This is a genomic window from Paenibacillus ginsengihumi DSM 21568 (assembly GCF_000380965.1).
Classification (GTDB): Bacteria; Bacillota; Bacilli; order Paenibacillales; family NBRC-103111; genus Paenibacillus_G; species Paenibacillus_G ginsengihumi.
Genome location: NZ_KB905587.1, coordinates 23,378 through 48,206 on the forward strand (window position 1 = coordinate 23,378; position 24,829 = coordinate 48,206).

The following is a 24,829-nucleotide window of genomic DNA, read 5'->3' on the forward strand; positions in this document are numbered from 1 at the left end:
TTAGAAATGCAGAAACTCGGGCTCATCGAATGCCCGAGTTTTTTTTGCTGCATGCAAGCCTTCAGCGTTCGTTGACGACGGATGGCAAGGGCTCGTTCGCTGCAAGCGTCCATCTCCTTTAATACAGCAGCGAGATGGTCAGCAGGTCGAACAGCACAAGCGGCAGGATCGTGCTGTAATACGGATTGTATCCGAAGGCGGGATACGGATAAGGGTACGGGTACCCGTAAGGAATGACTCTGTAATGGGCGGGGTTCGGGGCTTGCGCGATCTGCAAATATACGTAGCGGTCATCGACGTGAACGATAACGCCGTCATGATACTGATGGTCTACGGTCTGCACGCGAACATGCCGATACATATGCTTCTGGCATGCTTGCCGGGCGTTTTCCTTGCATCTGTGGATCGCTTCCGACACTTCCGGCTCAAGCTGATACACCGTCTGCGGTTGAACGGAATGCGGGGCTTTCGTCATCCATATCACCTCCTTCGCATGCAAGTGGGCCCGTTATCATCCTATGTGGGGACGGGACGTTCTAGACCTGCCCGGGGTTTTATTCGCGGCGGCAGTCGTGTTACAATAGTTATTACAGAGTAGTACAGTATTGATCATCGGCTTGTAACAGTAGGGGGCAGAGAGAAACCTATGATGCCTGAAGCATCCACCAAGCACGAGCAAATTTTGAAATATATCGAAAGCTTGAAGGTCGGCAGCAAAATATCGGTGCGCAAAATCGCCCAAAAGCTCGGCGTCAGCGAAGGCACCGCCTACCGGGCGATCCGCGAGGCGGACAATATTGGGCTAGTCGCGACGAAGGAGCGGGTGGGCACCGTTCGGGTAGAGAAGAAGCAGCGCGATCAGCTTGACCGGCTGACGTTCGCCGAAGTGGTCAATATGGTGGACGGCGAGGTGCTCGGAGGGAAGGCGGGCCTGAGCAAGACGCTGTACAAGTTCGTCATCGGCGCCATGCAGCAGGATGCGATGCTGCGCTACATCGACCCGGGCAGCCTGCTCATCGTAGGCAACCGTTACGACGCCCACATGGGCGCGCTCGAGCACGGCGCCGCAGTGCTCGTCACCGGCGGCTTCGGCACGAGCGACGAGGTGAAGCGCATGGCCGATCAGCTGGAGCTGCCGATCATCTCCAGCAGCTATGACACGTTCACTGTCGCCTCTATGATCAACCGGGCTATCTACGACCGGCTGATCAAGAAGAAAATACTGCTTATCGAGGATATCGTCCCGTCCTCGATGCGGGTCTATTCGCTGCGGGCGCATCATACGCTGAAAGATTTTCGCCGGCTGCATGAGGAGACGGGGCACAGCCGCTTCCCGGTCGTGGACGAATGGAACCGCGTCATCGGGATGATCACCTCGAAGGACTTGATCGGCGCGCAGCCTGAACAAACGCTGGATAAGCTGATGACGCGCAATACGGTCACGGCGAGTCCGAACACCTCGGTCGCTTCGGCCGCCCATCTGATGGTCTGGGAGGGGATCGAGCTGCTTCCCGTCATCGACAGCAATCGCAAGGTGACCGCCGTGATCAGCCGGGAAGACGTGCTGAAGGCGATGCAGCATATTCAGCGGCAGCCTCACCACGGGGAGACGATCGAGGACCTCATCTGGTCCGGATTCGCGGAGGAGAGGGACGAAGCGGGGCAGCTGCGCTTCCGCGGCGTCATCACGCCGCAAATGACGAACCGGCTGGGCACGGTATCGGAAGGCGTGCTCACCTCGCTGATGGCGCAGGCCGCTTACCGCGTCGTACAGGACATGCGCAAGGGAGATCTCGTGCTGGACAACATGTCCTCCTATTTCGTCAAGCCCGTGCAAATCGACAGCGAGGTCGAGATTCGTCCGCAAATTATCGAGGTCAGCCGCAAATTCGCCAAGATCGACGTCGAGCTGCGCCATGGAGCGGCGCTTGTCGCCAAGGCGATGCTGACGGCGCAGGTCATCGAGCAGGGGTAATGGCAGCCGGCGCTAACCATCTTTAGTACGGCTTCGCATGCCTGCGCCTCTCAAGCGGCGAATAGGCGGGCTTTAACTTTTCTTAAACATTCCGTAAAGAAGAGTTAATCGCCCTGTATTACCATGAAGATCAGCGGGAGGCTGACTGTCCTTTTTCGTCCCGGACACGTTATGATAGACAGATAGACGCCTATGACGAACAAATTCCTGCCGTCATCGGTCGTCACCTTCGGTCTTGAAAAATTTATCATAGCAAAGGATGAGCCTTTCGTGTCCAAAAATATTCTCATTGCCGACGACGACAGCAAAATCGCCAAATTGATCGAAATTTATTTGCTAAATGAAGGATATGCGGTCTACAAAGCGACCAACGGCCTGCAGGCGTTGGAGATGATGGCTGAATATCCGATTCATCTGGTCATACTCGATATTATGATGCCGGGCATGGACGGGCTCGAGGTGTGCATCAAAATCCGCGAGAGGCAGATGACGCCGATTCTTATGATCAGCGCCAAGGACAGCGATATGGACAAAATCAACGGCCTCATGACCGGGGCGGACGATTACCTGGTGAAGCCGTTCAATCCGCTGGAGCTGGTCGCCAGAGTGAAGTCGCTGCTGCGGCGGGCATATTTCCAGGCTGAGCCGAGCCGTCCCGGACAGGAGCATCTCATCGTCATCCAGTCGCTGGAGATCAACAAACAGACGCATTCCGTAACGGTGAGCGGCCGGCCGGTCAAAGTGACGCCGATCGAATTCGGCATCCTGTTCCTGTTGGCCAGCCATCCGGGGAGGGTGTTCAGCTCCGAGGAAATTTTCGAGCTGATCTGGAAAGAGAAATATTACGAGAACAACAACTCCGTCGCCGTGCATATGAGCCGTTTGCGCGACAAGCTCGAGAAGGAGATGGGCGGGGAAAAGTTGATTCATACGGTCTGGGGGGTCGGCTACAAGCTTGAATATTAGATGGCTCGTTACGCTGCTATGGAGCCTGGTGGCGTCGGCGGTGGTGATGATTGTTCTGTATTATGTCGGTAAAGCGGTACATACGACCACTTTCCGCTATTCCCTCCCGCTTGAGCCGATTTTATCGTGGCTTCATTATAACTTCGGACTGAAGAGGCTTTATGCGCTGAGCGGCATTCCGGTCTTCGCTCTGACGCTGTGGCTGTTCATCCGCAGGGAGCTCCGTTACCAGCGGCAGCAATACTTGAACGAAATCATCCGGCATGTGAAGATCATCGCGGAAGGACGCTTCGATCATAAAGTGCCTGTTCGCCCGCTCGCAGACCTCGGAGAGCTGTCCGCCAATATCAACGACCTGGTGACGAAGCTGAAGCAGGCGATGGAAGAGGAACGCCGGGCGGAGCAGACGAAAAACGAGCTGATCACGAATGTGTCGCACGATTTGCGCACGCCGCTAACCTCCATAACCGGTTATTTGGGGCTGATCGATCAGGACCGCTATCGCGACGAGGTGGAGCTGAGACACTATGTCGGCATGGCCTATGAGGAGTCCCAGCGGCTCAGCCGGATGGTTCAGGATTTGTTCGAGTATACCCGCTTAAGGAACAGGGAGATGAAGCTGGCGCGCAGCCGGATCAATCTGGTGGAGATGCTGCGGCAAATGACGGCGCATTTCCAGATTCGGCTGGAGGAAGCCGGAATGGAGCCGCGGCTGTATTTCGGGCAGCCCCATCTGTTCATCCTGGGCGACGGCGAGAAGCTGCGAAGAGTGTTCGAAAACTTGATGTCCAACGCCATCCAGTATGGCAAGGAAGGGAAATTGCTGGATGTTGTCGGGAGGATGGAAGGGCCGGACGTCGTTATCGAGATCGTGAATTACGGCGAACCGATTCCCCGGGACGAGCTTCCCCGCATTTTCGACCGGTTCTACCGGATCGAGAAATCGCGCTCCCTGCACAGCGGCGGCTCGGGCATCGGGCTGGCTATCGTCAAGCAAACCGTCGAGCTGCACGGGGGGGCGATCGACGTCAGCAGCGACGACGAGCGCACCGCCTTTACGGTGAGGCTGCGCGGGCTGCCGGTCGGCAATGAAGCGTCCCCGGGCGACGGCTCGCAGCCGGTCGCGCCCGGGAACGGGCAACCGGGCAAAGCGGACGGCGCTCTGCGGCCTTAAGCGGCAGTACAGTATGGAGAAAGGAGGGACTAACGCTTCGATGAGATGGAGAGCTTTAGGTATCGGCATGCTGGCGCTGGCGGCCGTCTACGGGGCGCTGAACTGGATGAGTCTCAAGCCGGAAGCGACCGCTGCGCTCGAGTATGTCCGCGCGAATGCCGTATCCTGGTCGTCGCCTGTGGCGGTGGAAGGCGTAGCGGCCGTGCTGATCGATGCGGAGACAGGCGAGGAGCTGTATGGCAAAAACGTCGACAAGCGGCTGTATCCCGCCAGCACGACGAAAATTTTGACGGCATTGATCGCGCTGGAAAGAGGCGAGCTTGGCGATCGCATTGCAGTCGGCGACGAGGTGAATCTCCGGACGGCAGACGAAAGCTCGGCCTGGCTGAGGGAGGGGCAACTGCTGACACTGAGGGATTTGCTGTCGGCCATGATGCTGCCGTCCGGCAACGACGCGGCAAGGACGATCGCCCGGTACGTGGCCCGGAAGGAGAAGGGCAGGGACGTATCGGCCGAGGAAGGCATTCGCTATTTCGCCGAATTGATGAACGAGAAGGCGAAGGAGCTTGGCGCCCGCCGCTCCCATTTCGTGAACCCGCACGGGCTGCACGACCCGGAGCAATACACGACGGCGCGCGACATGGCGCGGATCGCCCAGGCGGCGATGAAGCTGGAAGCGTTCCGGGACATCGTGAACGAGAGGGAGCATACGGCGGCGTTCGCCGCATCCAAGGTCACCTACGAGAACCGGAATCAGCTGCTGCAGCCGGGCAGTCCTTATTATCTCGAAGAGGCCGACGGCATCAAGACAGGCTTCACCGACGAGGCCGGCTACTGTCTCGTGTCCTCCGCCAGCCGGGGCGGCACAAGGCTGATCGCCGTCGTGCTGCGTTCGACGCAAGACAGCGTTTGGAGCGACTCCCGGCGTCTCCTGCAGTACGGCTTCGCAGAGAAGGGCGTGCCTTCCGCCGCTTCGGGCGCGATGCCGGCCGGATAAGCGGCTCTATGCGCGCTTGTCCGGCCTGCGGGCGCGCTGTCCCCCGGCGCGGGAGGCATCCTTCTCCGCTCCGCCGGCGGCGATCAGCCGGCTGAACTGGCCGTGATTGCGTATGCCGGCGAACAGGTTGAACAGGCCGAGCAGCAGGCAGACGGTGCCGAAGATGCGGCGGGCCACCGAATCCGTAAAGAAAAACAGCTGGGATACGGCGATGATCGCCAGCATAATCCCCATGGCGATATTCATCCTCGAGGCGTACAACCCCTTATATGCGATGTCCTGTTCCCTGCGGTGCCGGAAGCTGTAGAAGACGGTGAATCCGAGAGCGATCACGATGAGCAGGCTAAGCGTCGTCTGAATGTAAATCATGGATAATCCGTCAACCTTCTTTCTTCTTCTCGCAGCGTGCGCATTCGGCCGCGCTTTGCGCTGCGGCGCATTACATTAAATGTACCGATTTTGTCCGGCAAAAGCAATCCCGCCTTTCCCGCGCCGCCGTTTACGATACGGGAAGCCGCTTCCACTCCCTGGCCGTGACCCATACCTTCAGCTCCGTCTGCACGAGCACCATCGTTCGCACCGTGACGACGTAGTCCTTGTCGAGCACGTCGGCATATGTCTTCTCGGCCAGTATTTGCCGGAACAGCTCCTGATTTTCCGCAAAGTTGGATATTTTTTGGCCGACGACCACCTTGCGCATGTCCCCGTGCACCAAGCGCTGCAACTCCGTCTCCACCACTTTGTCGAACTGCGTGCCTTCCGCCGGCTCCACATGCACGTTCAGCAGGTTGATGGTCGTATACTGGTTTTTCGTTTTTTTCAGATTGGCGTTGTCCTCCATCAGCTGCTTGCGCTCCAGCACGAGCTCCCGGTTTTGCGTAAGCACGACATCCAGATGATGATTGTAGATCCCCATGAAAAATGCGCTGCCAATCACCGCTCCCGAGATAAACAATCCGATCCCCTGCAGCAAACGGCCCGTCCTCTCGAGCGGTGCCTTCATCCCTCGGCGCCTCCTCTGCATATCCACTGAATGAGCGTCGTCCCCATATGGGCCCCCAGGAAAGCGCAGACGATATATAAAATCTGCTTGAACGCCGGAGACAGATGCCCGAGGGCAAAATGGCTCTCGATGGCCCGGATTGGATCGATCGTGCCGCCGATCGCGGCGACCATTGCCCATACTTTGATCTGCTCGGCGACGGTCAGCATCCGGTGGACGGGGGGCTGGTCCAGGGTCAGCACCGAATGAATGCCGGCCAGCATCGTTCCGCCCAGGACGACGCCGAAGGCGACGAAGAAGTCGAGGAGGCATTTGACGACAAAGCCCGCCATGCGTCTAACCACCCTTTCCGTATCTGTACCCTGCGGCGCGGCAGCGTCCTGGCAGCCGGCACGGCCTGCCGCCGGTCAGCGTCCCTGCCCGAACCGCCAATGCCCGGACGCGCGCTCGGGTCCTTGCCGGGAGCTGCGGCACAGGCGGCTTCCGGCAAGCGGCCCTTCTCCGACCGCCACTCGCAAGTACCGCTCGTTCGATTGCAGGCAGCGCCGGCACGTTCCGCGTCCGGGCGGCGCCCTTGTCTGACATCCGGCGGCCCGCGTCCGTACGCTTGCCAAGGGCCTTGCAGCCCAGCGCGCAGAGCTTGGCCTTTCTATTCCTACTCTATGGCACGGGTGTTCGCCTTATGCTAAAATATTTTTATCGAATCGATCAGGGATGAGGGTGGCGCGGATGAACGGCTTTGTTCATCTTCATGTACATAGCGAATACAGTCTTTTGGACGGCGCTGCGCGGATTGACGATCTGGTCCGGCAAGCGGCGAAGCTCGGAATGAAGGCTTTGGCGCTGACCGATCACGGGGTGATGTACGGCGCCGTTCCGTTCTATAAAGCGTGTCTGGCTTATGGCGTGAAGCCGATCATCGGGTGCGAGATGTATTTCACGTCCGGCTCGATCCGCGACAAGGGGTCGCGGGCGGAGCAGCCGATCTATCACCTGATCCTGCTGGCCAAGAACGAGACGGGCTACCGCAATTTAATGAAGCTGTGCTCGATCGGCCATCTGCGGGGCTATCATTATAAACCGCGCATCGACCTGGAGCACCTGGCGGCGCACGCCGAAGGGCTCATCTGCACGAGCTCCTGCCTCGGGGGCGAGGTGTCCCAGCATCTGCTGTACGGCCGCTACGAGGAGGCGAAGGCTGCGGCGCTAAGGTACCGCGGTATTTTCGGCGACGACTTCTATCTGGAAATCCAGGATCACGGATTGACCGAGCAGAAGAAGGTCATGCAGGAGATGATTCGGCTCAGCCGCGATATCGGCGTTCCTCTCGTCGCGACCAACGACGTGCACTATGTCCGCGAGTCCGAGCATGCGGTGCAGGAGATTCTGATCTGCATCGGCACGGGCAAGACGCTGGACGACGAGGACAGGCTGCAGCTAAAGACAAGCCAGCTGTACCTCAAGAGCCCCGAGGAGATGGGCCGGCTGTTCGCTCATGTGCCGGAAGCGCTGGAGAACACCGTCCGGATCGCCGAAGCCTGCCAGCTGCAGCTCGCATTCGGGCGCTCCATCCTGCCGGAGTTCAGGCCGCTTCCGGAAGGGAAGACGGCCTTCGCCTATTTGGCCGAGCTGTGCGAGGAAGGGCTGCGCCGGCGTTACGAAAGTGTGCCGGAATGGAAGAGCGAGGCGTGGCGGGAAAGCCTGGAGGGCAGGCTCCGCTACGAGCTGTCCGTCATCGAGGGAATGGGATACTCGGACTATTTCCTGATCGTCTGGGATTTTATTCGCTACGCTCACGAGCAGGGGATCGCGGTAGGCCCCGGCCGGGGCTCGTCGGCCGGCAGCCTCGTCGCCTACGTGCTGCGGATTACGGACGTCGATCCGATCAAGTACAATCTGCTCTTCGAGCGGTTCCTCAATCCGGAGCGGGTATCGATGCCCGATATCGACATCGACTTCAGCGACCTTCGCCGCGATGAGGTGATCGACTATGTCGTCCGCAAGTACGGGCGCGACCGCGTGGCCCAGATCATCACCTTCGGCACGATGGCCGCCAAGGCGGCGGTGCGGGACGTCGGCCGTGTGCTGGGGATGCCGTACAACGAGGTCGACCGCTGCGCCAAGCTGATTCCGCATCAGCTCGGCATGACGCTCGGCGAGGCGCTGGAGGCGAGTCCGGAGCTGAGGGCGCATGCCGCGGCGCAACCGAAGGCGGCCGAGCTGCTCGAGCTGGCCATGAAGGTGGAGGGGATGCCCCGGCACGCCTCCACGCACGCCGCCGGGGTCGTCATCTCGCGCGAGCCGCTGACGGAATATGTGCCGCTGCAGGAGGGAACGGAGCAGACGCCGCTCACCCAATATTCCATGGAGCATCTCGAAGCGATCGGGCTGCTCAAGATGGATTTTCTCGGCCTGCGGACGCTGTCGATCATCGAGCGTTCCCTGCAGTGGATTCGCCAGCAGACCGGAGAAGAGATCGACTGGCGTCAAGTGCCGATGGACGACCCCGCGACGTATGAGCTGCTCGGGCGGGGAGATACGACGGGCATATTCCAGCTGGAGTCGGCCGGCATGCGGCGCGTGCTGAAGGAGCTGCGGCCATCTAGCTTCGAGGATATCATCTCCGTGCTGGCCTTGTACCGTCCGGGGCCGATGGAGTTTATCCCGCAGTTTATCCGTTGCAAGCACGGCGAGCAGCAGGTCGTTTATCCGCATCCTTCCCTTGAGCCGATCCTGAAGGATACGTACGGGATTATCGTCTATCAGGAGCAGATTATGCAGATCGCCTCGCAGATGGCCGGCTTTACGCTGGGCGAAGCGGACCTGCTGCGGCGCGCGGTATCGAAGAAGAAGCGCGAGGTGCTGGACGAGGAGCGGGCGCATTTCGTGCGGGGCTGTCTGGCCCAGGGCTTCGCCGAGGAGGAGGCGAACCGCGTGTACGATATGATCGTCCGCTTCGCGGACTACGGCTATCCCCGGGCGCACGCGACCGCCTATGGGGTGCTTGCGTTTCAGACAGCCTATCTGAAGGCGCATTATCCGGTCCAGTTCATGGCGTCGATGCTGACAGCCGTCATGGGCAGCCATACCAAGGTGGCGGAATACGTGGACGAATGCCGCCGGATGGGCATTCCCGTACTGCCGCCCGACGTGAACGAGAGCGGATATGTGTTTACTCCCGTGCCGCCCCGGGCCGCGCCTGACGAAGGCAGCGCGGCGGACGCCGCATCCGGCAGCGGGAATAAGGCGGCAGGGCCCGGCGGGGCGATTCGGTTCGGCCTGGCGGCGATCAAGAATGTCGGCACCCAGGCGATCGAATCGCTGATCGCCGAACGAGCCGGCGGGCCATACGCCAGCCTGATCGACCTGTGCCGGCGGGTCGATCTGCGCGTATGCAACAAGCGCGTCCTGGAATCGCTCATCCAGGGAGGCGCCGCCGACACCTTGCCCGGACACCGGGCCCAGCTGCTGGCCATGCTGGACGACGCTGTCGAGGCCGCCGTCAAATGGCGCAAAAACCGCGAGGATCTGCAGCTTGTGCTGGACGGATTTCAGGAGGAGGTGAGCTGGGACGTGCACTATCCGGAGATTGTCCCGTTCACGATCACCCAGCAGCTGGAGCTGGAGCGGGAGCTGCTTGGGCTTTACATTTCGGGCAGTCCGCTGGACGATTACGAGGACGTGCTGAGCAAGCTGGACATCGATCCGCTGCACCGCCTCGGCGAATATCCCGATCACAGCGAGGTGATGGCCGCCGGGCTCGTCGTGTCCAGCAAGACGATCGTCACGAAGAAAGGCAAGCCGATGGCGTTCATGGAGCTGGAGGATCGCGTCGGCAAAGCCGAGGTCGTGCTGTTCCCGGGCGTCTGGGAGAAGCATGCGGGCGTCGTGCAGAAGGGCAGGCCCGTGCTCGTCATCGCCAAGCTGCAGCTGGGCGACGACGATTACAAGCTGCTGGCGGATCAGGTCATCGCGCTGGAGGATCCGCAGCTGGAGCTGAAGGCGGCGAGGCTGCAAGCGCGCGCTGCGGCAGCCCGGCGTCGCAGTCCGGCGCAGGCAGCGGGGGCGGCCGGCGCCGCGGCCGCAGGCGCGCGCAACCCGGGGCCGGCTCGCCAGCGGGCTTATCCCGCGGCGGCCCCGCAGGCGCAAGGCTCACCTGCCGCGCCGGCGGCCGCCCGCCCCGGGGCAGCCTCCCCGGCTCCGGCCGCGGCGAACCGCTCAGGCCCGGCTCCGGCCGCGGCGGCCAGGCGGACGGCGGCGGGCCAGCGCGTTTATATCAAAATCTCGGCACAGCACGAGCAGCCGGAAATTTTGACGGAGCTGAAGCGGCTCATTCAGCAGCGTCCCGGTCCGCTGCCGGTCATCCTGTACTACGAGCGGCAGCAATCCTCGATCAGGCTGAGCGACGCTTACAACGTCAAGCCGTCTCCCGAGCTGTTCCGGCAGATGGAGGCGCTGCTCGGCAAAGAATCGGTAAAGGTGAAATAATCGCCCCCTCCCCCGCATACATTTAATAATCCATGCGACCCGTCCTGGCCGATGTGCGTTGCCCAGGCTGGCAGAACGGTCGATAGTATAGCGGAGGAGGGGTTCTTCATGGCCCATCAGCAGATCGTGGAATACTTGGCCGGGCGCGGCGTCACCACCGGCCGCATCGCCGAAATCGTGTACCGGCTGCAGGCGCCTTATAACCCGTCGCTGACGATGGAGGCGTGCGAGGAGAGCGTGCTGGCCGTGCTGCAAAAGAGGGAGGTGCAGTACGTGCTGTATACCGGCATCGCGCTCGACGAACTCGCCGAGCAGAAGCGGCTCCCCCAGCCGCTGCAGGACATTATGGAGACGGACGCGCCGCTCTACGGCGTCGACGAGACGCTGGCGCTCGGCATCGTTCATGTGTACGGCATGATCGGACTGACCAGCTTCGGCTATCTGGACAAAGAGAAATCCGGCATCATCCGCGAGCTGAACGATCACAGGTCCGGCATCCACGTCTTTCTGGACGATCTGGTGGCTGGTCTCGCCGCCGCCGCTTCCGCGCGCATCGCCCACCGCTATCAGGACGAGCTGGACGGAAGCGGCGCGCCGCTCGATACGGGCGAAGCTTGAAGCTGCTTCAGCACCGCCTCCCGGCCTTACCTCCTCGGGACCGCCCGACGTCCCTCGCTGTCCCGTCTTTCCTTATGTTGCGGGCAAAAGTGGAGTTATGATATCATAATTTCATTATGTTCGGGAGGTTTTTTTGTCATGTGGACGGTCATTTATATCGCTCCGACGGCGAAAATAGCCGACAGAATCAAACAAAGGCTGACGGAAGAAGGATTTCTTGTGCAAGCGCGCCCGATCAACATGACGAAGAATCAGTTCGAAATTCTGGTCCCTGAAGGCGAAGTGGAAGAGGTACAAGAGGTGCTGAACAGCATATTGCATAGAACCTAGCCTCGGATTCACAAATCCGTCACAAGCGTCAAACATACGCAAGCGAGGTGTAGCCCGTGTCATTCATAGATCTGTTCCAGAAAAAACGCAAATACGCCACAGTCCCTTCGACGGACAGGCCTCCCGCCAATCGTCCGATGGATGCCGAGGCGGACGTTGCCGAGGATCGTCCGAAGCGGGAAATTCCCGAAGGTCTGATGAACAAATGCCCGAAGTGCAGCAACATTCAGTACAGCAAGGAATTGGAGAAAAATCTGAAGGTCTGCTCGGCCTGCGGCTATCACTTCAAATTGAATGCGGTGGAACGGATTCAGTCGCTGGTCGATAACGGCCAATTCCTCGAGTACGACAGCGAGATGATGTCGGAAGACCCGCTCGGCTTTCCCGATTACATGAAGAAGTACAACAAGGCGGTCGAGGCGACTGGCATGAAGGACGCTGTCATCACCGGCGAAGGCACGATCGGCGGCTACCGCAGCGTGCTGGCGGTCATGAGCGCGGATTTTATGACCGGGACCCTCGGTTCGGTGGTGGGGGAGAAGGTGACCCGGGCGATTGAGCGGGCGACCGAGAAGCAGCTGCCGCTCATCGTTTTCTCCACATCGGGCGGAGCCCGCATGCAGGAGAGCATCCTCAGCCTGATGCAGATGGCCAAGACGAGCGCCGCCCTAAGCAAGCTGAACGAACAGGGCGGGCTTTATATTTCTGTCATCACCGATCCGACGTACGGCGGCGTCACCGCCAGCTATGCGATGCTCGGCGACTTCGTCATTGCCGAGCCTTCGGCGGCGTTCGGCTTTGCCGGGCCCCGCGTCATCGAGCAGACGATCCGCCAGAAGCTCCCGGCCAACTTCCAGACGGCGGAGCTCAATCTCAAGTACGGCCAGGTGGATTTGGTAGTGCACCGCAAGGATTTGCGGAACGTGCTTGCCCAACTGCTCGGCTTGCATACAGTGAAGGAGGAGACGGCCAGTGGCAAATGAATTGCCTTTCGAGCAGCCCCTCGTCGAACTGCGCGGCAAAATTGAAGAGCTGAAGAAGTTCAGCGTGGACAAACAGATCGATTTTACCGACGAAATCGAGCGCCTCGAGCAGCGGTACCAGCAACTGGAAGCCGAGCTTTACAAAAATATGAGCGTGCAGCAAAAAATACAGCTGGCGCGGCATCCCCAGCGTCCGACTACGCTGGATTACGCGCAGCATCTGCTTACCGATTTTATCGAGCTGCACGGCGACCGGCTGTTCGGGGACGATATGGCGATCGTCGGCGGCATTGGCCGCCTGAACGGCGTTCCCGTGACGATCGTCGGGCATCAGAAGGGGAAGGACACGAAGGACAACATTAACCGTCACTTCGGTATGCCGCACCCGGAAGGCTTTCGCAAAGGACTGCGCTTTATGAGGCAGGCGAGCAAGTTCAAGCGCCCGATCATTACATTCATCGACACGCCCGGCGCGTATCCCGGGATTGCGGCCGAGGAGCGCGGGCAGGGCGAGGCGATCGCCCGCAATTTGCTGGAGATGGCCGGCTTCGGCGTGCCGATCCTGTGCGTAGTGGTCGGCGAAGGCGGCAGCGGCGGCGCCTTGGCGCTCGGCGTGGGCAACCGCGTGTTTATGCTCGAGAATGCGATCTACTCCGTGATCAGTCCGGAGGGCGCGGCCTCGATTCTATATAAAGACGCTTCAAAAGCGATGGAAGCGGCCGAAGCGATGAAAATTACGGCGGACGAGGTATTGCGACTCGGCGTCATTGACGAAATCATTCCGGAACCGAGAGGCGGAGCCCATCGGAACGTTGCCGAACAGGCGGAGGCCATCAAGCGGACGCTGTGGAAGCATCTGCAGGAATTGATGAAGATGACAGAGGACGAGCTCATCGAGGACCGCTATAATAAATTCAGAAGTATCGGCCGGTTCACAACGATCCAGGAGGGTAACCATGCGTAAAACGAAAATTGTATGCACCATCGGTCCGGTAAGCGAGTCTCTTGAGATGTTCAAGAAACTCATCGAAGCGGGCATGAACGTATGCCGGCTCAACTTCTCCCACGGCGATTTCGAGGAGCACGGCAACCGGATCAAGAACGTGCGCCAGGCCTGTCAAGAGCTCGGCAAGACCGTTGCTATCCTGCTCGATACCAAGGGCCCGGAAATCCGCACAGGCAAAATGCTGGACGATCAGAAGATCGAATTGGTACAGGACAAGCTGATTACGCTGACGAACGAAGAAATTCTTGGCACTTCCGAGCGTATTTCCATTACATACAAGGATTTGTACAAGGATGTCAAGGTTGGAGCTACCATTTTGCTTGACGACGGTTTGATCGGCCTGCAGGTCGAGGATATCCGGGGAACCGATATCGTCTGCCGCATCAAGAACGGCGGCCTGCTGGGCAGCAAGAAGGGAGTCAATGTCCCGGGCGTGAAAATCAATCTGCCGGGTATTACCGAGAAGGACGCTAACGATATTATATTCGGCATTGAGCAGGGAGTTGATTTCATCGCTGCTTCTTTCGTGCGTAAAGCGAGCGATGTCCTGGAAATCCGCGAAATTTTGGAGCGCCATAACGCGTCCCACATTCAGATCATCGCGAAGATCGAGAACCAGGAGGGCGTGGACAACCTGGACGAAATCCTCGAGGTATCCGACGGCCTGATGGTGGCTCGCGGCGATCTTGGCGTGGAAATTCCGGCGGAGGACGTACCGCTCGTGCAGAAAGAGATGATCCGCAAGTGCAACCTGGCCGGCAAGCCGGTCATCACAGCGACGCAAATGCTCGATTCGATGCAGCGCAACCCGCGTCCGACAAGGGCCGAAGCGAGCGACGTGGCGAACGCCATCTTCGACGGCACCGACGCGATCATGCTGTCCGGCGAGACGGCTGCCGGCAAATATCCGATCGAGTCTGTCATGACGATGGCGCGGATCGCCGAGCGCGCGGAAGCGGCGCTGGAGCACCGCGAAATTTTCATCCGCCAAAGCAACGCGCAGCAGATGACGGTGACTGAGGCGATCAGCCAGGCCGTAGCGAACTCGGCGCTGGATCTGAACGCGCGGGCGATCCTGACCGCCACGGAGAGCGGATATACGGCGCGCATGGTGTCCAAGTACCGGCCGAAAGCTCCGATTATCGCCGTCACGCCGAGCGAGCAGGTGCTGCGCCGCCTGTCTCTTGTCTGGGGCGTCGTTCCGGTCAAAGGCGAGATGTGCTCTTCGACCGACCAGCTCTTCGAGCTTGCCGTTGACGCGAGCGTGAAGGCGGGGCATGTAGCGCTTGGTGATACGGTCGTCATTACCGCCGGCGTACCGGTAGGCCGCTCGGGAACGACGAATCTGATCAAGGTGCATCAGGTCGGCGAAATGATCGCCAAAGGCCAGGGTATCGGCACGCAGATCGTCTCCGGCAAGGTCGTGACGGCACGTACGGCGGAAGAAGCGAACGCCAAGGTGACCGAAGGCTGCATTCTCGTTACCGTGACGACGGACAAGGAGTACATGCCGGCGTTCGAGAAGGCGGCAGGCGTCATTACGGAAACCGGCGGCATCACCTCCCACGCGGCCGTCGTCGGCATCAGCCTGGGCAAGCCGGTTGTCGTGGGCGTGGACAAGGCGCTGGAGGTCATTCAGGAAGGCACCGAGGTATCGATCTATCCGGAAGTGGGAGTTATTTATACCGGCCGCTCCCGCGTCCTTTAATCCGTGCGGAACGTTCGCCGGAGTCATTCTCCGGCGGGCGTTCACCGGGCAGCAGGCGACAAGCGGCGACAGAGGAATCGCCCGTCAACGGCGCCTATACAGTCCATTGCAGCGAAATCGTGTCCCTATGCGGTTTCGCTGTTTTTCTACTTGAACGTTATCTTTAGGAAGGAGGCTGCTGCTCAAGATGCCGTCGCCATGGTTCACGCATGAGCTTAAAGTGAGATACCAGGAAACAGACCAGATGGGGGTCGTGTATCACGCCAATTATTTGAACTGGTTCGAGATCGGCCGCACCGAGCTGATCCGCGAGCTGGGCATGCCGTACCGCTCGATCGAAGCGAAAGGACTATTGCTGCCGGTCATTGAAGCGGATATTCGCTTTGTCAAGCCGGCGCGATATGACGATACGGTTACGATTCGGACGCGTGTGGAACAATACACGAATATTCGCCTGAGCTTCTCCTGCGAAATTTGCCGGGACGGGGAGACGCTCGCGAGCGGCGGAACCCGCCACGTCTGGGTCAACCGCGATTGGAAGCCCGCCCGCATCGATAAGGAAGCGCCCGAACTGTACGAACTACTCAAGAAATGGAGTGGGTAAGCGCTCATGTTCCGTTGGCTCGTCATTGTGCTGATTGTCGTTCCTGCCCTGGAAATTTGGGGATTGCTTGCGGTCGGCAAGCTGATCGGCGGCTGGCAGACATTCGCATTGCTCGTGCTCACCGGCCTGCTCGGCGCGGCGCTGGCGCGCAGGGAAGGGCGCAAGGTGCTGGAGTTCGCCCGGTATCAGATGTCGGTCGGACAGCCCCCGGGCGATGCAATACTCGACGCCATTTGCGTCTTCGGCGGCGGGCTGATGCTGCTTGCGCCGGGCTTTCTCACGGATGTGTTCGGACTGGTGCTGCTTTTGCCGCCGACAAGACCGGTTTTTAAAGCGTTGATTCTCGCTTGGATTCGGAAGCAGCTCGACTCCGGGCAGTTCCATTTTATTTGGCGCGGACGCCAATGACGAGCGATTTCTTCCGTCATCGGTCGTCGCCTGCGGTGCCTGAAATTTTGTTATTGCAAGGCATTTACACAAAATTAACAAAAGGGCGGTATTCCGTTAACATTGCTCGCTTACGATGAAGGAACTACATACAGTAAAGCGCAAGCTGATGGGGGATGCATGACGCCATGAAGGAAACGACGATCCGCGAATCGGCCAACCATTATTTGAACCGCGACTTGAGCTGGGTGGAGTTCAATTGGCGCGTGCTGGAGGAAGCGCAGGATGTCGAAACGCCGCTGCTTGAGCGCGTCAAGTTTTTATCGATCGTATCATCCAATCTGGACGAATTCATGAGCGTTCGGGTCGCCGGCGTCAAGGATCAGATCAAGGCAGGCTACACGAAAAAGGACTTTTCCGGCTTGACGCCGGTCAGCCTGTTCAAGCGGATTATGAAACGGTCGGTCAAGCTGGTGGGGGAGCAGTACCGGGTTTATCGCGATATTCTCAGGCTGCTGGCCAGGGAAGGCATTCTGTTCACGGACTATGACGATTTGAACGCGTCCCAGAAGAAGCAGCTGGATCAATATTACCACGATATCGTCTTTCCGGTCTTGACGCCGATGGCCGTCGATCAGTCGCGCCCGTTTCCACTCGTTCACAGCCAATCGCTGTACTTGGCCGTCGTGCTGCTGAAGGAGGGCGACGATCCGGAGGAAGAACCGTATTTCGCCATTGTGCAGGTTCCTTCGATTTTGCCGCGTTATATTGCCGTCCCCACAAGAGTCGGCAGCAAAAAGCACGAGTTTCTGTTGCTGGAGCAGTTGATCGAACGGCATATTCATACCTTGTTCAGCGGCTATCTGCCGCTGTCGGTCAGCGCGTTTCGCCTGACGCGCAATGCGGACCTGACGATCAATGAGGAAGGCGCGGAAGACTTGCTCGAGGAGATCGAGACCCAGCTCCGCAAGCGGCGGTGGGGGGCGCCCGTTCGGCTGGAGGTGCGGAAGGGGATTCATCCGTATGCGCTGGAACGGCTGAAGGACGAATTTGAAATCGCCGACAATATTTTTGAGATCGACGGCCCGCTCGATTTGACCTATTTCATGAAGCTGGCCGGCAGCCTGGACGGCTTCGATCATCTTCGTTACGAGCCGGTCGAGTCGGTGTATCCGGCCGAGCTGGCGGATGCGGACGATGTGTTCGAGGTGCTGAAGCAGCGTGATGTGCTGGTATGTCACCCTTACGAATCGTTCGATGCGGTGACCGATTTCATCTGCGACGCTGCCGACGATCCGCAGGTGCTGGCCATCAAAATGACGCTGTACCGGGTCAGCGGCAATTCTCCGTTAATCCAGGCTTTGGGCAGAGCCGCCGAGTCGGGCAAGCAGGTGACGGTCGTGGTCGAGCTGCGGGCGCGTTTCGACGAGGAGCGGAATATCGCCTGGGCCCGCAAGCTGGAGCAGGCTGGCTGCCATGTCGTGTACGGGCTCGTCGGACTGAAGACGCACGCCAAGATTACGCTGGTCGTCCGGCGGGACAAGGACGGCCTGCGCCGCTACGTGCACGTAGGCACAGGCAATTACAACGATAACACGGCAAAGCTGTATACCGACATCGGCCTGTTCACCTCGCACAAGGAGATCGGCGAGGACGCCTCGGCCCTCTTCAACGAGGTGACCGGCTATTCCGCGCCGCATCATTGGCAGGCGTTCGGGGTGGCCCCGGCCGACATGATGGAGCAGCTGTTCGGCAAAATACGCCGTGAAGCGGACAACGCGGCGCAGGGCAAGCCTGCCCGCATCGTAGCCAAGTTGAATTCGCTGTCCAACCAGCAAATGATCGACGAGCTGTACAAGGCTTCGCAGGCGGGGGTCAAGATCGACCTGATCGTCCGCGGCGTTTGCTGCCTGAAGCCGGGGGTGGCGGGGCTCAGCGAGAATGTGACGGTGACCAGCATCGTCGACCGCTTCCTGGAGCACTCCCGCATTTTTTACTTTGAGAATGCGGGCGACGCCGAGGTGTACATCGCCAGCGCGGATTGGATGACGCGCAATTTGACGCGCCGCGTGGAGCTGATGTGCCCCGTGTTCGACCCGGAGCTGCGCAGGTCGCTGATCAATATTTTGCAGCTGAACCTCAGCGACAATGTGAAAGCCCGCCGGCTGCTGCCGAACGGGCTCTATGAACGGGTGCGGCCGGGCGAAGGCGAGAAGCCTTTGCGCAGCCAGTTCGAGGCGATGGACGTCAGGTCGTGGAAAACGACGGCTCGTGAAGGCTAAGCTGCCGGCCCCACCATTTTTTGAACTCCTTGCGCAGCGCTTCGACCTCTCTGTATTCGGCAGAGGGGTCGCTGTTTTTGCGGAAGCGCAGGTGAAGCGTATGGTCGTCGGCCGAAGCGCCGGCAAGCTCCAGCGGCTGCGTCTCGCTGATATCGAGGGCGACGCCGAGCTGCAGCAACGTGCCGAGTCGGGCGACCATATCGATATCTCCGCCCTGCAAAATATCTTTGTGCTGCGCGGCCAACTGCTGGGCGCGCGCCCTGCTCTTGTACGAGGCGATCAGCGCCGATAGCACAATCTCCCGGTGCGACAAGCCGTCGATCCGCGCATGAGCGATCAAGTAGAACGAATGCCTCGCGAACTGATAGTAGCTGACGGACGCGCCGATCCGGTACAGCTTGGCGGCGACATGCAGGCACAGCCGGGCCCTGTCGTCATATTGATGCGCCCCGCAGGCGCGCAGCGCGTCGAACAGGGCGACGCTCATGCGGCTGACCTGGGCGGAATGGGCGGCCGGCGCCGCGGAATGAAGCGCCAGCAGGTTGTCGGCGCTGCGGGCGGCAATATCGCCGTCCGGCTGCCCTCCCGGCGCGAACGATTCGATGTACAGCCCGTCGCGCAAACCGGCGCCGCTAACGACATAGTGCGAAGCCCGGGCAGTCTGGTACAGCGCATGCAGGATGAGCATGCCCGGGACGATAATATCGTGGCGGTCCTTGGACAGGCCGTCGACCTTCTTGCGCTTGTCCGCGGGCATCGAGGCCAGCCACGTCACCAGCTCGTCCATCGCTTCGCCCGAGATGGTGTAATTGTGTGTCAGCGGCAGCGAGTAATGGACTTTGCGCTGATGGATTTTGCAGAGCGTGCGCAAGCTGCCTCCCAGCACGACGAGCGGCAGGCCCGGGGAGTCCCCGATCCACGGCTCGGAGGCGAACGCCTGCTCGGCCATCTGGCGGATGGCGCGCTGCGCTTCTTCCGTGAAGTCGCCGTCAGACGCATACGCTTTGGCCGTATTCACCGCGCCGAACGGGAATGAAACGCTGCGCAGCAGCTTGCGGTCGCGAAAAACGGAGACTTCCGTGCTGCCGCCGCCGATGTCGACGAGCAGGCCGTCCCGAATGTCTATCGTATGGATCATGCCGAGGAAGCCGATGCGCGCCTCGTCTTCGCCCGATAGCAGCTCGACGTCGAAGCCGGTCTCGCGCCGCACCGTTTCGATGATGTCGGAGGCGTTGGCGGCGTTGCGGACCGCGGCCGTCGCCGCGGCGCGGATGGCGGCCACCCAATGCGCCTCGCAAATGCGCCGGAACCGGGACATGATGCGAATCAGCGTTTCTATCCCTTCGGAAGTCAAGGCGCCGTCCGGCCCGATCCGTCCGCTCAGCCGGGCGGATTCCTTGAATTCGCTGATGATGCGGCGGCCGCCGTTCGAGCGCTGTTCGTAGATGACGAGCCGGATGGAATTGGAACCAATGTCAATGATGCCGATTCTTCGGCTGTTGTTCATGGCCATCCTCCTTGCGGCGTAGAAATATGATCTTATTGTAGCAAACGGCGGCCCGGAGAACAAAACATGAAATAATCGCTCGCGAAGGCGTACGATCCATGTCTGCTGAACGAGCCGCCCGACAAAATGCTGACCGCAAGACGGGAATGCGCTGCGAGCGGTTCCCGGCGAGAGTTCTGTGAACCAGCAAGTATAATTTGCGCCAATCTAGAAAATCCTTCTATAGGAGGTAAACAAGAAACAATCTTTATCAGTTGTATAATGAACTTTTATGCCTTAATTTGTTCACATTGTTTTCTAAATCCTTTATAGTAGAACTATGTGCAAAAAACGAACGACAAAGGAGAGATTCTTTTGACGGCTACCAAAGGTCTGGAAGGCATTGTAGCGACGACCTCCTCCATCAGCTCGATTATTGACGGAGTGCTTACTTATCGCGGCATCAACATTGACGAACTGGCGGAGAATGCGACTTTCGAAGAGGTAGCGTACCTGCTGTGGTATGGCAAACTGCCGAATCGCTCCGAACTGAACGGGCTTATTCAGCAATTAAGCGAATATGCTCAACTGCCGAATGAAGTTCTTGAACAAATCAAGCTGTTTCCGAAGGATGTCAACTCGATGGCAGCGCTGCGCACGGCTGTCTCCAGCTTGGCTCTGTACGATCCGGAAGCGGGAGACATGTCTCCGGAAGCGAACCTGCGCAAGGCGATCAAGCTGCAGGCTCGGCTGACGACGATCGTCGCCGCTTTCGCGCGGATTCGCGAAGGGAAGGAGCCGATCGCTCCGAAGGCGAACGTGTCCATCGCCGAGAACTTCCTTTATATGCTGACAGGCCAAAATCCGGACAAGGTCGCTATCGAAGCTTTGGACAAGGCTCTCGTGCTGCATGCGGACCATGAGTTGAACGCTTCCACGTTCGCTGCCCGCGTTACCGTGGCGACCTTATCCGACATTTATTCCGGCGTTACCTCCGCTATCGGCGCGCTCAAAGGGCCTCTGCACGGCGGAGCGAACGAAGCGGTCATGGCGATGCTGGAGGAAATCGGCACGCTGGACAATGTCGAAAGCTACATCAACAACAAGCTGGCGAACAAAGAGAAAATCATGGGCTTCGGTCACCGGGTCTACAAGAACGGCGATCCGCGGGCCAAGCATCTGCAGAAGATGTCCCGCGAGTTGAGCAATTTGACTGGCAACATGAACTGGTATAATATGTCCGTGAAGATCGAAGAGCTCGTAACCGGGCAAAAAGGCCTGAAGCCGAATGTCGATTTCTACTCCGCATCGGTGTATACGTCTCTGAAAATTCCGCGCGACCTGTTCACACCGATCTTCGCGATCAGCCGCGTATCTGGGTGGACGGCGCATATTCTCGAGCAGTACGAGAACAACCGTCTGATTCGCCCTCGCGCGGAATACACCGGACCGGCCAATCAGCCGTACGTGCCGATCGAGCAGCGCTAATCGGCAGCTTGGCGGGCTTTATGGCGAAGTCCCGCCTTGTTCCGCGTGCTTTTAGCCAAGCCCCGGCAGCGGCGGATCGGACGCTTCGGTTTCCGCCCCCCTGCCGATTGCAGCGATCCTGGAAATTTGACGGTAACCGCCGATAAATTTTCAACATCTTCGAACTATTAAGAGGAGGCCTTCATACTTATGGTGCAATTTGAACAATACTCGCAGCCGACCCACGGCGAAAGAATCACGATTACGAACGGCAAGCTGAACGTCCCGAACAACCCGATCGTCCCGTTCATCGAAGGCGACGGCACCGGCCCGGACATTTGGCGCGCATCCCAGCGCGTGCTGGACGCCGCAGTCGAGAAAGCGTACAAAGGCGAGAAAAAAATCGCATGGTACGAAGTGTTCGCCGGCGAGAAAGCATTCAACAAATTCAACAACTGGCTGCCGAACGATACGCTGACGGCGATCCGCGAATATATCGTGGCGATCAAGGGGCCGCTGACGACCCCGGTAGGCGGAGGCATCCGTTCCCTGAACGTGGCGCTGCGCCAGGAACTTGACCTGTACGTCTGCTCCCGCCCGGTTCGTTACTTCAACGGCGTGCCTTCTCCGGTGAAGCGTCCGGAGCTGGTGGATATGGTCATCTTCCGTGAGAATACCGAGGACATTTATGCAGGCATCGAATGGCAAGCAGGCTCCCCGGAAGTCAAGAAGGTTATCGATTTCCTGCAAAATGAGATGGGCGTGAAGAAGATCCGCTTCCCGGAAACGTCCGGTATCGGCATCAAGCCGGTTTCCTCGGAAGGCTCCGAGCGTCTGATCCGTGCGGCAATCGAATATGCGATCAAGCATAACCGCAAGAGCGTAACGCTTGTTCACAAAGGCAACATCATGAAATTCACCGAGGGCGCGTTCAAAAACTGGGGCTACGAGCTGGCCGAGCGCGAGTTCAGTGACAAGACGTTCACTTGGGCGCAGTACGACCGCATCAAGGAAGAGCAAGGTGTCGATGCGGCGAACAAGGCACAGAAGGAAGCGGAAGCAGCCGGCAAAATCATCGTGAAGGACGCGATTGCGGACATCGCGCTGCAGCAGGTGCTGACGCGTCCGGCCGAATTCGACGTGATTGCGACGCTGAACCTGAACGGCGACTACTTGTCCGACGCGCTGGCAGCGCAAGTTGGCGGCATCGGCATTGCGCCTGGCGCCAACATCAACTACGTAACGGGCCACGCAATTTTCGAAGCGACGCACGGTACGGCTCCGAAGTATGCGAACCTCGACGTGGTGAACCCGGGCTCCGTCATCCTGTCCGGCGTCATGATGCTGGAGCACCTGGGCTGGCAGGAAGCGGCCAACCTTATCTACAAAGGCATGGAAACAGCGATCAACAACAAAACGGTTACCTACGACTTTGCCCGCCTCATGGAAGGCGCAACCGAAGTGAAATGCTCGCAGTTTGCTGACGAGATTATCAAGCACTTCTAATTGACTAGAACGGCTCATCCTCTTGCAGCGGGCCGAACGGCGAAGTCCAGCGGGTCGCGAGAGGGGGCGCTGCCTACGGATCGCATCGGCTTCCGATGCGGCCGGGGCATCGCCCTGTTTTATCGTTGCAGAAAGTTTAAGTTTGCTAAAGCGATAAAGCAAAGTGCGACTTTCTGTACCAAGAAAATCGTGGCGAGACCAAACCTATTTAGGAGGAATTGCTCATGGCTATTCGTCGCAAAAAAATTACCGTCGTTGGCGCCGGCTTCACCGGTGCGACTACCGCTTTGATGCTCGCGCAAAAAGAACTGGGCGATATCGTCCTGCTCGATATCCCGCAGCTGGAGAACCCGACCAAAGGGAAGGCGCTGGACATGCTGGAGGCGTCCCCGGTGCAAGGGTTCGATGCCAACATCATCGGCACTTCCGATTACGACGATACCAGAGATTCCGACATCGTCATCATTACGGCCGGCATTGCCCGCAAGCCTGGCATGAGCCGCGACGATCTCGTGACGACGAATGCGGGCATCGTCAAATCCGTCTGCGAGAACATTAAATTGACGAGCCCCGAGTCGATCGTCATCGTTCTGAGCAACCCGGTTGATGCGATGACGTTCGCCGCCTATCAGGCGCTCGGCTTCCCGAAAAACCGCGTCATCGGCCAATCCGGCGTGCTCGATACGGCACGCTACTGCACGTTCCTGGCGCAGGAGCTGAACGTCTCTGTCGAAGACGTCCGCGGCTTCGTGCTCGGCGGCCACGGCGACGACATGGTTCCGCTCGTCCGCTACACCAGCATCGGCGGCATTCCTGTCGAGTCGCTGCTGCCGAAGGAGCGCATCGACGCGATCGTTCAGCGCACCCGCGTTGGCGGCGGCGAAATCGTCAACCTGCTCGGCAACGGCTCCGCATACTACGCCCCGGCCGCTTCTCTCGTGCAAATGACGGAAGCGATTCTCAAGGACAAGAAGCGGATCATTCCGTCCATCGCTTTGCTGCAGGGCGAATACGGTTATGACAACCTGTTTATGGGCGTTCCGACGCTGCTCGGCGGCAACGGCATCGAGAAAATTTTCGAAATCGAGCTGCTGCCGGAAGAGAAAGCGGCGCTAGACAAGTCCGCCGAGTCTGTACGCAATGTGATCAAGGTCGTTACAGGCTAAGCGCCAGCATCTGCAAAGATGAAAAGCCAGCTCCGGTACATTTCCGGCTGCTGGCTTTTTTAATTTTGAGCCTGGCTGCGCATCATGCAGCTGTTCCCGTTACAGCTCGTAAGCGTTGGCAGAGGCAGCGCGTTCGACGGCTATCCCCTTCTTCTCAAGTATAGCTAAGCAGACAAGGTTTGTGTTAAAAAAAATAACGCCTCACGATGAAGCGCTTAAGAAGCTGCTGCAAACCTTTTTCAAAGAATTTATCGAATTGTTTTTTCCGGAATTGGATCGTTTGCTGGACCATCGCCAGACGCGATTTCACATGCAGGAACTGCTCGTCGATATTGTCGGCCACGAATCCAGGGAGCTCGATCTCCTGCTTGAAACGAAGTATACCGAGCTTGATGCCTATGTGCTGATTCACTTTGAGCCGCAGTCTTATAGGGATGCGGATTTTCATGAACGCATGTTTATTTATTTTGGACGCTTGTTCGAGCGGCATCGGAAAGAGCATAAGCTGATCATTCCGATCGCCATTTTTACGGCCGACGATGTGAAGGATGAACCGGATTCTGTAACGATGGAAATTCCGGGGCATGAAATATTGCGGTTTCAGTTTTTGAAGGTCGAGCTGCGAAATCAAAACTGGCGGCAATTTATTCAGTCGGACAATCCGGTGGCTGCTGCCTTGCTTG

At 59.0% G+C, this 24,829-nt stretch carries 22 protein-coding genes; 17 read left to right on the top strand and 5 right to left on the bottom strand.

The annotated features are described in order from the left end of the window. Positions 1-118: 118 nt before the first annotated feature. A complete protein-coding gene (locus tag F591_RS0118090) occupies positions 119-475 on the bottom strand; it encodes a hypothetical protein (RefSeq protein ID WP_019536031.1) in 357 nt (118 codons plus the stop codon). A 171-nt stretch (positions 476-646) separates the two neighbouring features. On the opposite strand from F591_RS0118090, the gene F591_RS0118095 reads away from it, so the two are divergent. From F591_RS0118095 to F591_RS28410, 4 genes are all read left to right on the top strand, one after another. Beyond that, positions 647-1,975: a DRTGG domain-containing protein gene (locus tag F591_RS0118095; RefSeq protein WP_019536032.1), complete on the top strand. Its 1,329-nt coding sequence runs from the start codon at positions 647-649 to the stop codon at positions 1,973-1,975. A gap of 270 nt (positions 1,976-2,245) precedes the next feature. Further along, entirely contained in the window at positions 2,246-2,941 is a 696-nt protein-coding gene (locus tag F591_RS0118100) for a response regulator transcription factor (RefSeq protein ID WP_026326711.1), read from the top strand. After that, positions 2,931-4,115 carry a sensor histidine kinase gene (locus F591_RS28405; protein WP_245581076.1) on the top strand — a complete coding sequence of 395 codons (1,185 nt, stop codon included), beginning with the start codon at positions 2,931-2,933 and terminating at the stop codon, positions 4,113-4,115. Before F591_RS0118100 ends, F591_RS28405 begins: the two co-directional genes overlap by 11 nt. Positions 4,116-4,155: 40 nt before the next feature. Next, positions 4,156-5,112: a D-alanyl-D-alanine carboxypeptidase family protein gene (locus F591_RS28410; RefSeq protein ID WP_019536035.1), complete on the top strand. Its 957-nt coding sequence runs from the start codon at positions 4,156-4,158 to the stop codon at positions 5,110-5,112. 6 nt (positions 5,113-5,118) lie between these two features. Here F591_RS28410 and F591_RS28415 read toward each other — a convergent pair whose 3' ends face one another. The 3 genes from F591_RS28415 to F591_RS0118125 form a co-directional block, all read right to left on the bottom strand. Beyond that, on the bottom strand, positions 5,119-5,481 hold the full coding sequence (locus F591_RS28415) for a YtpI family protein (protein ID WP_019536036.1): 363 nt from the start codon (positions 5,479-5,481) through the stop codon (positions 5,119-5,121). A 130-nt stretch (positions 5,482-5,611) separates the two neighbouring features. Further along, positions 5,612-6,115: a sporulation membrane protein YtrI gene (locus F591_RS0118120; protein WP_019536037.1), complete on the bottom strand. Its 504-nt coding sequence runs from the start codon at positions 6,113-6,115 to the stop codon at positions 5,612-5,614. Continuing rightward, a complete protein-coding gene (locus F591_RS0118125) occupies positions 6,112-6,447 on the bottom strand; it encodes a YtrH family sporulation protein (RefSeq protein ID WP_019536038.1) in 336 nt (111 codons plus the stop codon). Before F591_RS0118125 ends, F591_RS0118120 begins: the two co-directional genes overlap by 4 nt. 397 nt (positions 6,448-6,844) lie before the next feature. On the opposite strand from F591_RS0118125, the gene F591_RS0118130 reads away from it, so the two are divergent. The 9 genes from F591_RS0118130 (at position 6,845) to F591_RS0118170 (ending at position 18,521) form a co-directional block, all read left to right on the top strand. Beyond that, a complete protein-coding gene (locus F591_RS0118130) occupies positions 6,845-10,603 on the top strand; it encodes a DNA polymerase III subunit alpha (protein WP_019536039.1) in 3,759 nt (1,252 codons plus the stop codon). A 108-nt stretch (positions 10,604-10,711) separates the two neighbouring features. Beyond that, positions 10,712-11,221, top strand: a complete 510-nt coding sequence (locus F591_RS0118135) for a phosphatidylglycerophosphatase A family protein (RefSeq protein ID WP_019536040.1) — start codon at positions 10,712-10,714, stop codon at positions 11,219-11,221. Positions 11,222-11,359: 138 nt separating this feature from the next. Continuing rightward, complete coding sequence (locus tag F591_RS0118140; protein ID WP_019536041.1) at positions 11,360-11,551, top strand: hypothetical protein; 192 nt, start codon at positions 11,360-11,362, stop codon at positions 11,549-11,551. A 56-nt stretch (positions 11,552-11,607) separates the two neighbouring features. Then, positions 11,608-12,534 carry an acetyl-CoA carboxylase, carboxyltransferase subunit beta gene (gene accD / locus F591_RS0118145; protein ID WP_019536042.1) on the top strand — a complete coding sequence of 309 codons (927 nt, stop codon included), beginning with the start codon at positions 11,608-11,610 and terminating at the stop codon, positions 12,532-12,534. Beyond that, positions 12,524-13,498, top strand: a complete 975-nt coding sequence (locus tag F591_RS0118150) for an acetyl-CoA carboxylase carboxyltransferase subunit alpha (RefSeq protein ID WP_019536043.1) — start codon at positions 12,524-12,526, stop codon at positions 13,496-13,498. Before accD ends, F591_RS0118150 begins: the two co-directional genes overlap by 11 nt. Then, positions 13,491-15,248, top strand: a complete 1,758-nt coding sequence (gene pyk, locus F591_RS0118155; RefSeq protein ID WP_019536044.1) for a pyruvate kinase — start codon at positions 13,491-13,493, stop codon at positions 15,246-15,248. Before F591_RS0118150 ends, pyk begins: the two co-directional genes overlap by 8 nt. A gap of 187 nt (positions 15,249-15,435) precedes the next feature. Continuing rightward, a complete protein-coding gene (locus tag F591_RS0118160; RefSeq protein ID WP_019536045.1) occupies positions 15,436-15,852 on the top strand; it encodes an acyl-CoA thioesterase in 417 nt (138 codons plus the stop codon). A gap of 6 nt (positions 15,853-15,858) precedes the next feature. Then, entirely contained in the window at positions 15,859-16,260 is a 402-nt protein-coding gene (locus F591_RS0118165) for an FxsA family protein (RefSeq protein WP_019536046.1), read from the top strand. Positions 16,261-16,427: 167 nt separating this feature from the next. Beyond that, positions 16,428-18,521, top strand: coding sequence for an RNA degradosome polyphosphate kinase (locus F591_RS0118170; RefSeq protein ID WP_026326712.1), 2,094 nt, complete (start codon positions 16,428-16,430; stop codon positions 18,519-18,521). On the opposite strand, the gene F591_RS0118175 is transcribed toward F591_RS0118170, so the two are convergent. Beyond that, a complete protein-coding gene (locus tag F591_RS0118175) occupies positions 18,487-20,028 on the bottom strand; it encodes a Ppx/GppA phosphatase family protein (RefSeq protein ID WP_019536048.1) in 1,542 nt (513 codons plus the stop codon). The two genes, F591_RS0118170 and F591_RS0118175, sit on opposite strands and share 35 nt — an antisense overlap. Before the next feature lie 354 nt (positions 20,029-20,382). Here F591_RS0118175 and citZ point away from each other — a divergent pair, with 354 nt between their 5' ends. The 4 genes from citZ to F591_RS0118195 form a co-directional block, all read left to right on the top strand. Next, the gene (citZ, locus tag F591_RS0118180; protein ID WP_019536049.1) at positions 20,383-21,495 is read left to right on the top strand and encodes a citrate synthase; all 1,113 of its coding nucleotides are present in this window, start codon (positions 20,383-20,385) and stop codon (positions 21,493-21,495) included. A gap of 189 nt (positions 21,496-21,684) precedes the next feature. After that, a complete protein-coding gene (gene icd, locus F591_RS0118185; RefSeq protein WP_019536050.1) occupies positions 21,685-22,980 on the top strand; it encodes an NADP-dependent isocitrate dehydrogenase in 1,296 nt (431 codons plus the stop codon). Positions 22,981-23,204: 224 nt separating this feature from the next. Next, positions 23,205-24,146 (top strand): malate dehydrogenase, encoded by a 942-nt coding sequence (gene mdh, locus F591_RS0118190; RefSeq protein WP_019536051.1) that lies wholly within the window; start codon positions 23,205-23,207, stop codon positions 24,144-24,146. A 181-nt stretch (positions 24,147-24,327) separates the two neighbouring features. After that, positions 24,328-24,829 (top strand): Rpn family recombination-promoting nuclease/putative transposase (locus tag F591_RS0118195; protein WP_019536052.1); only part of this gene is annotated, 502 nt, incomplete at its 3' end.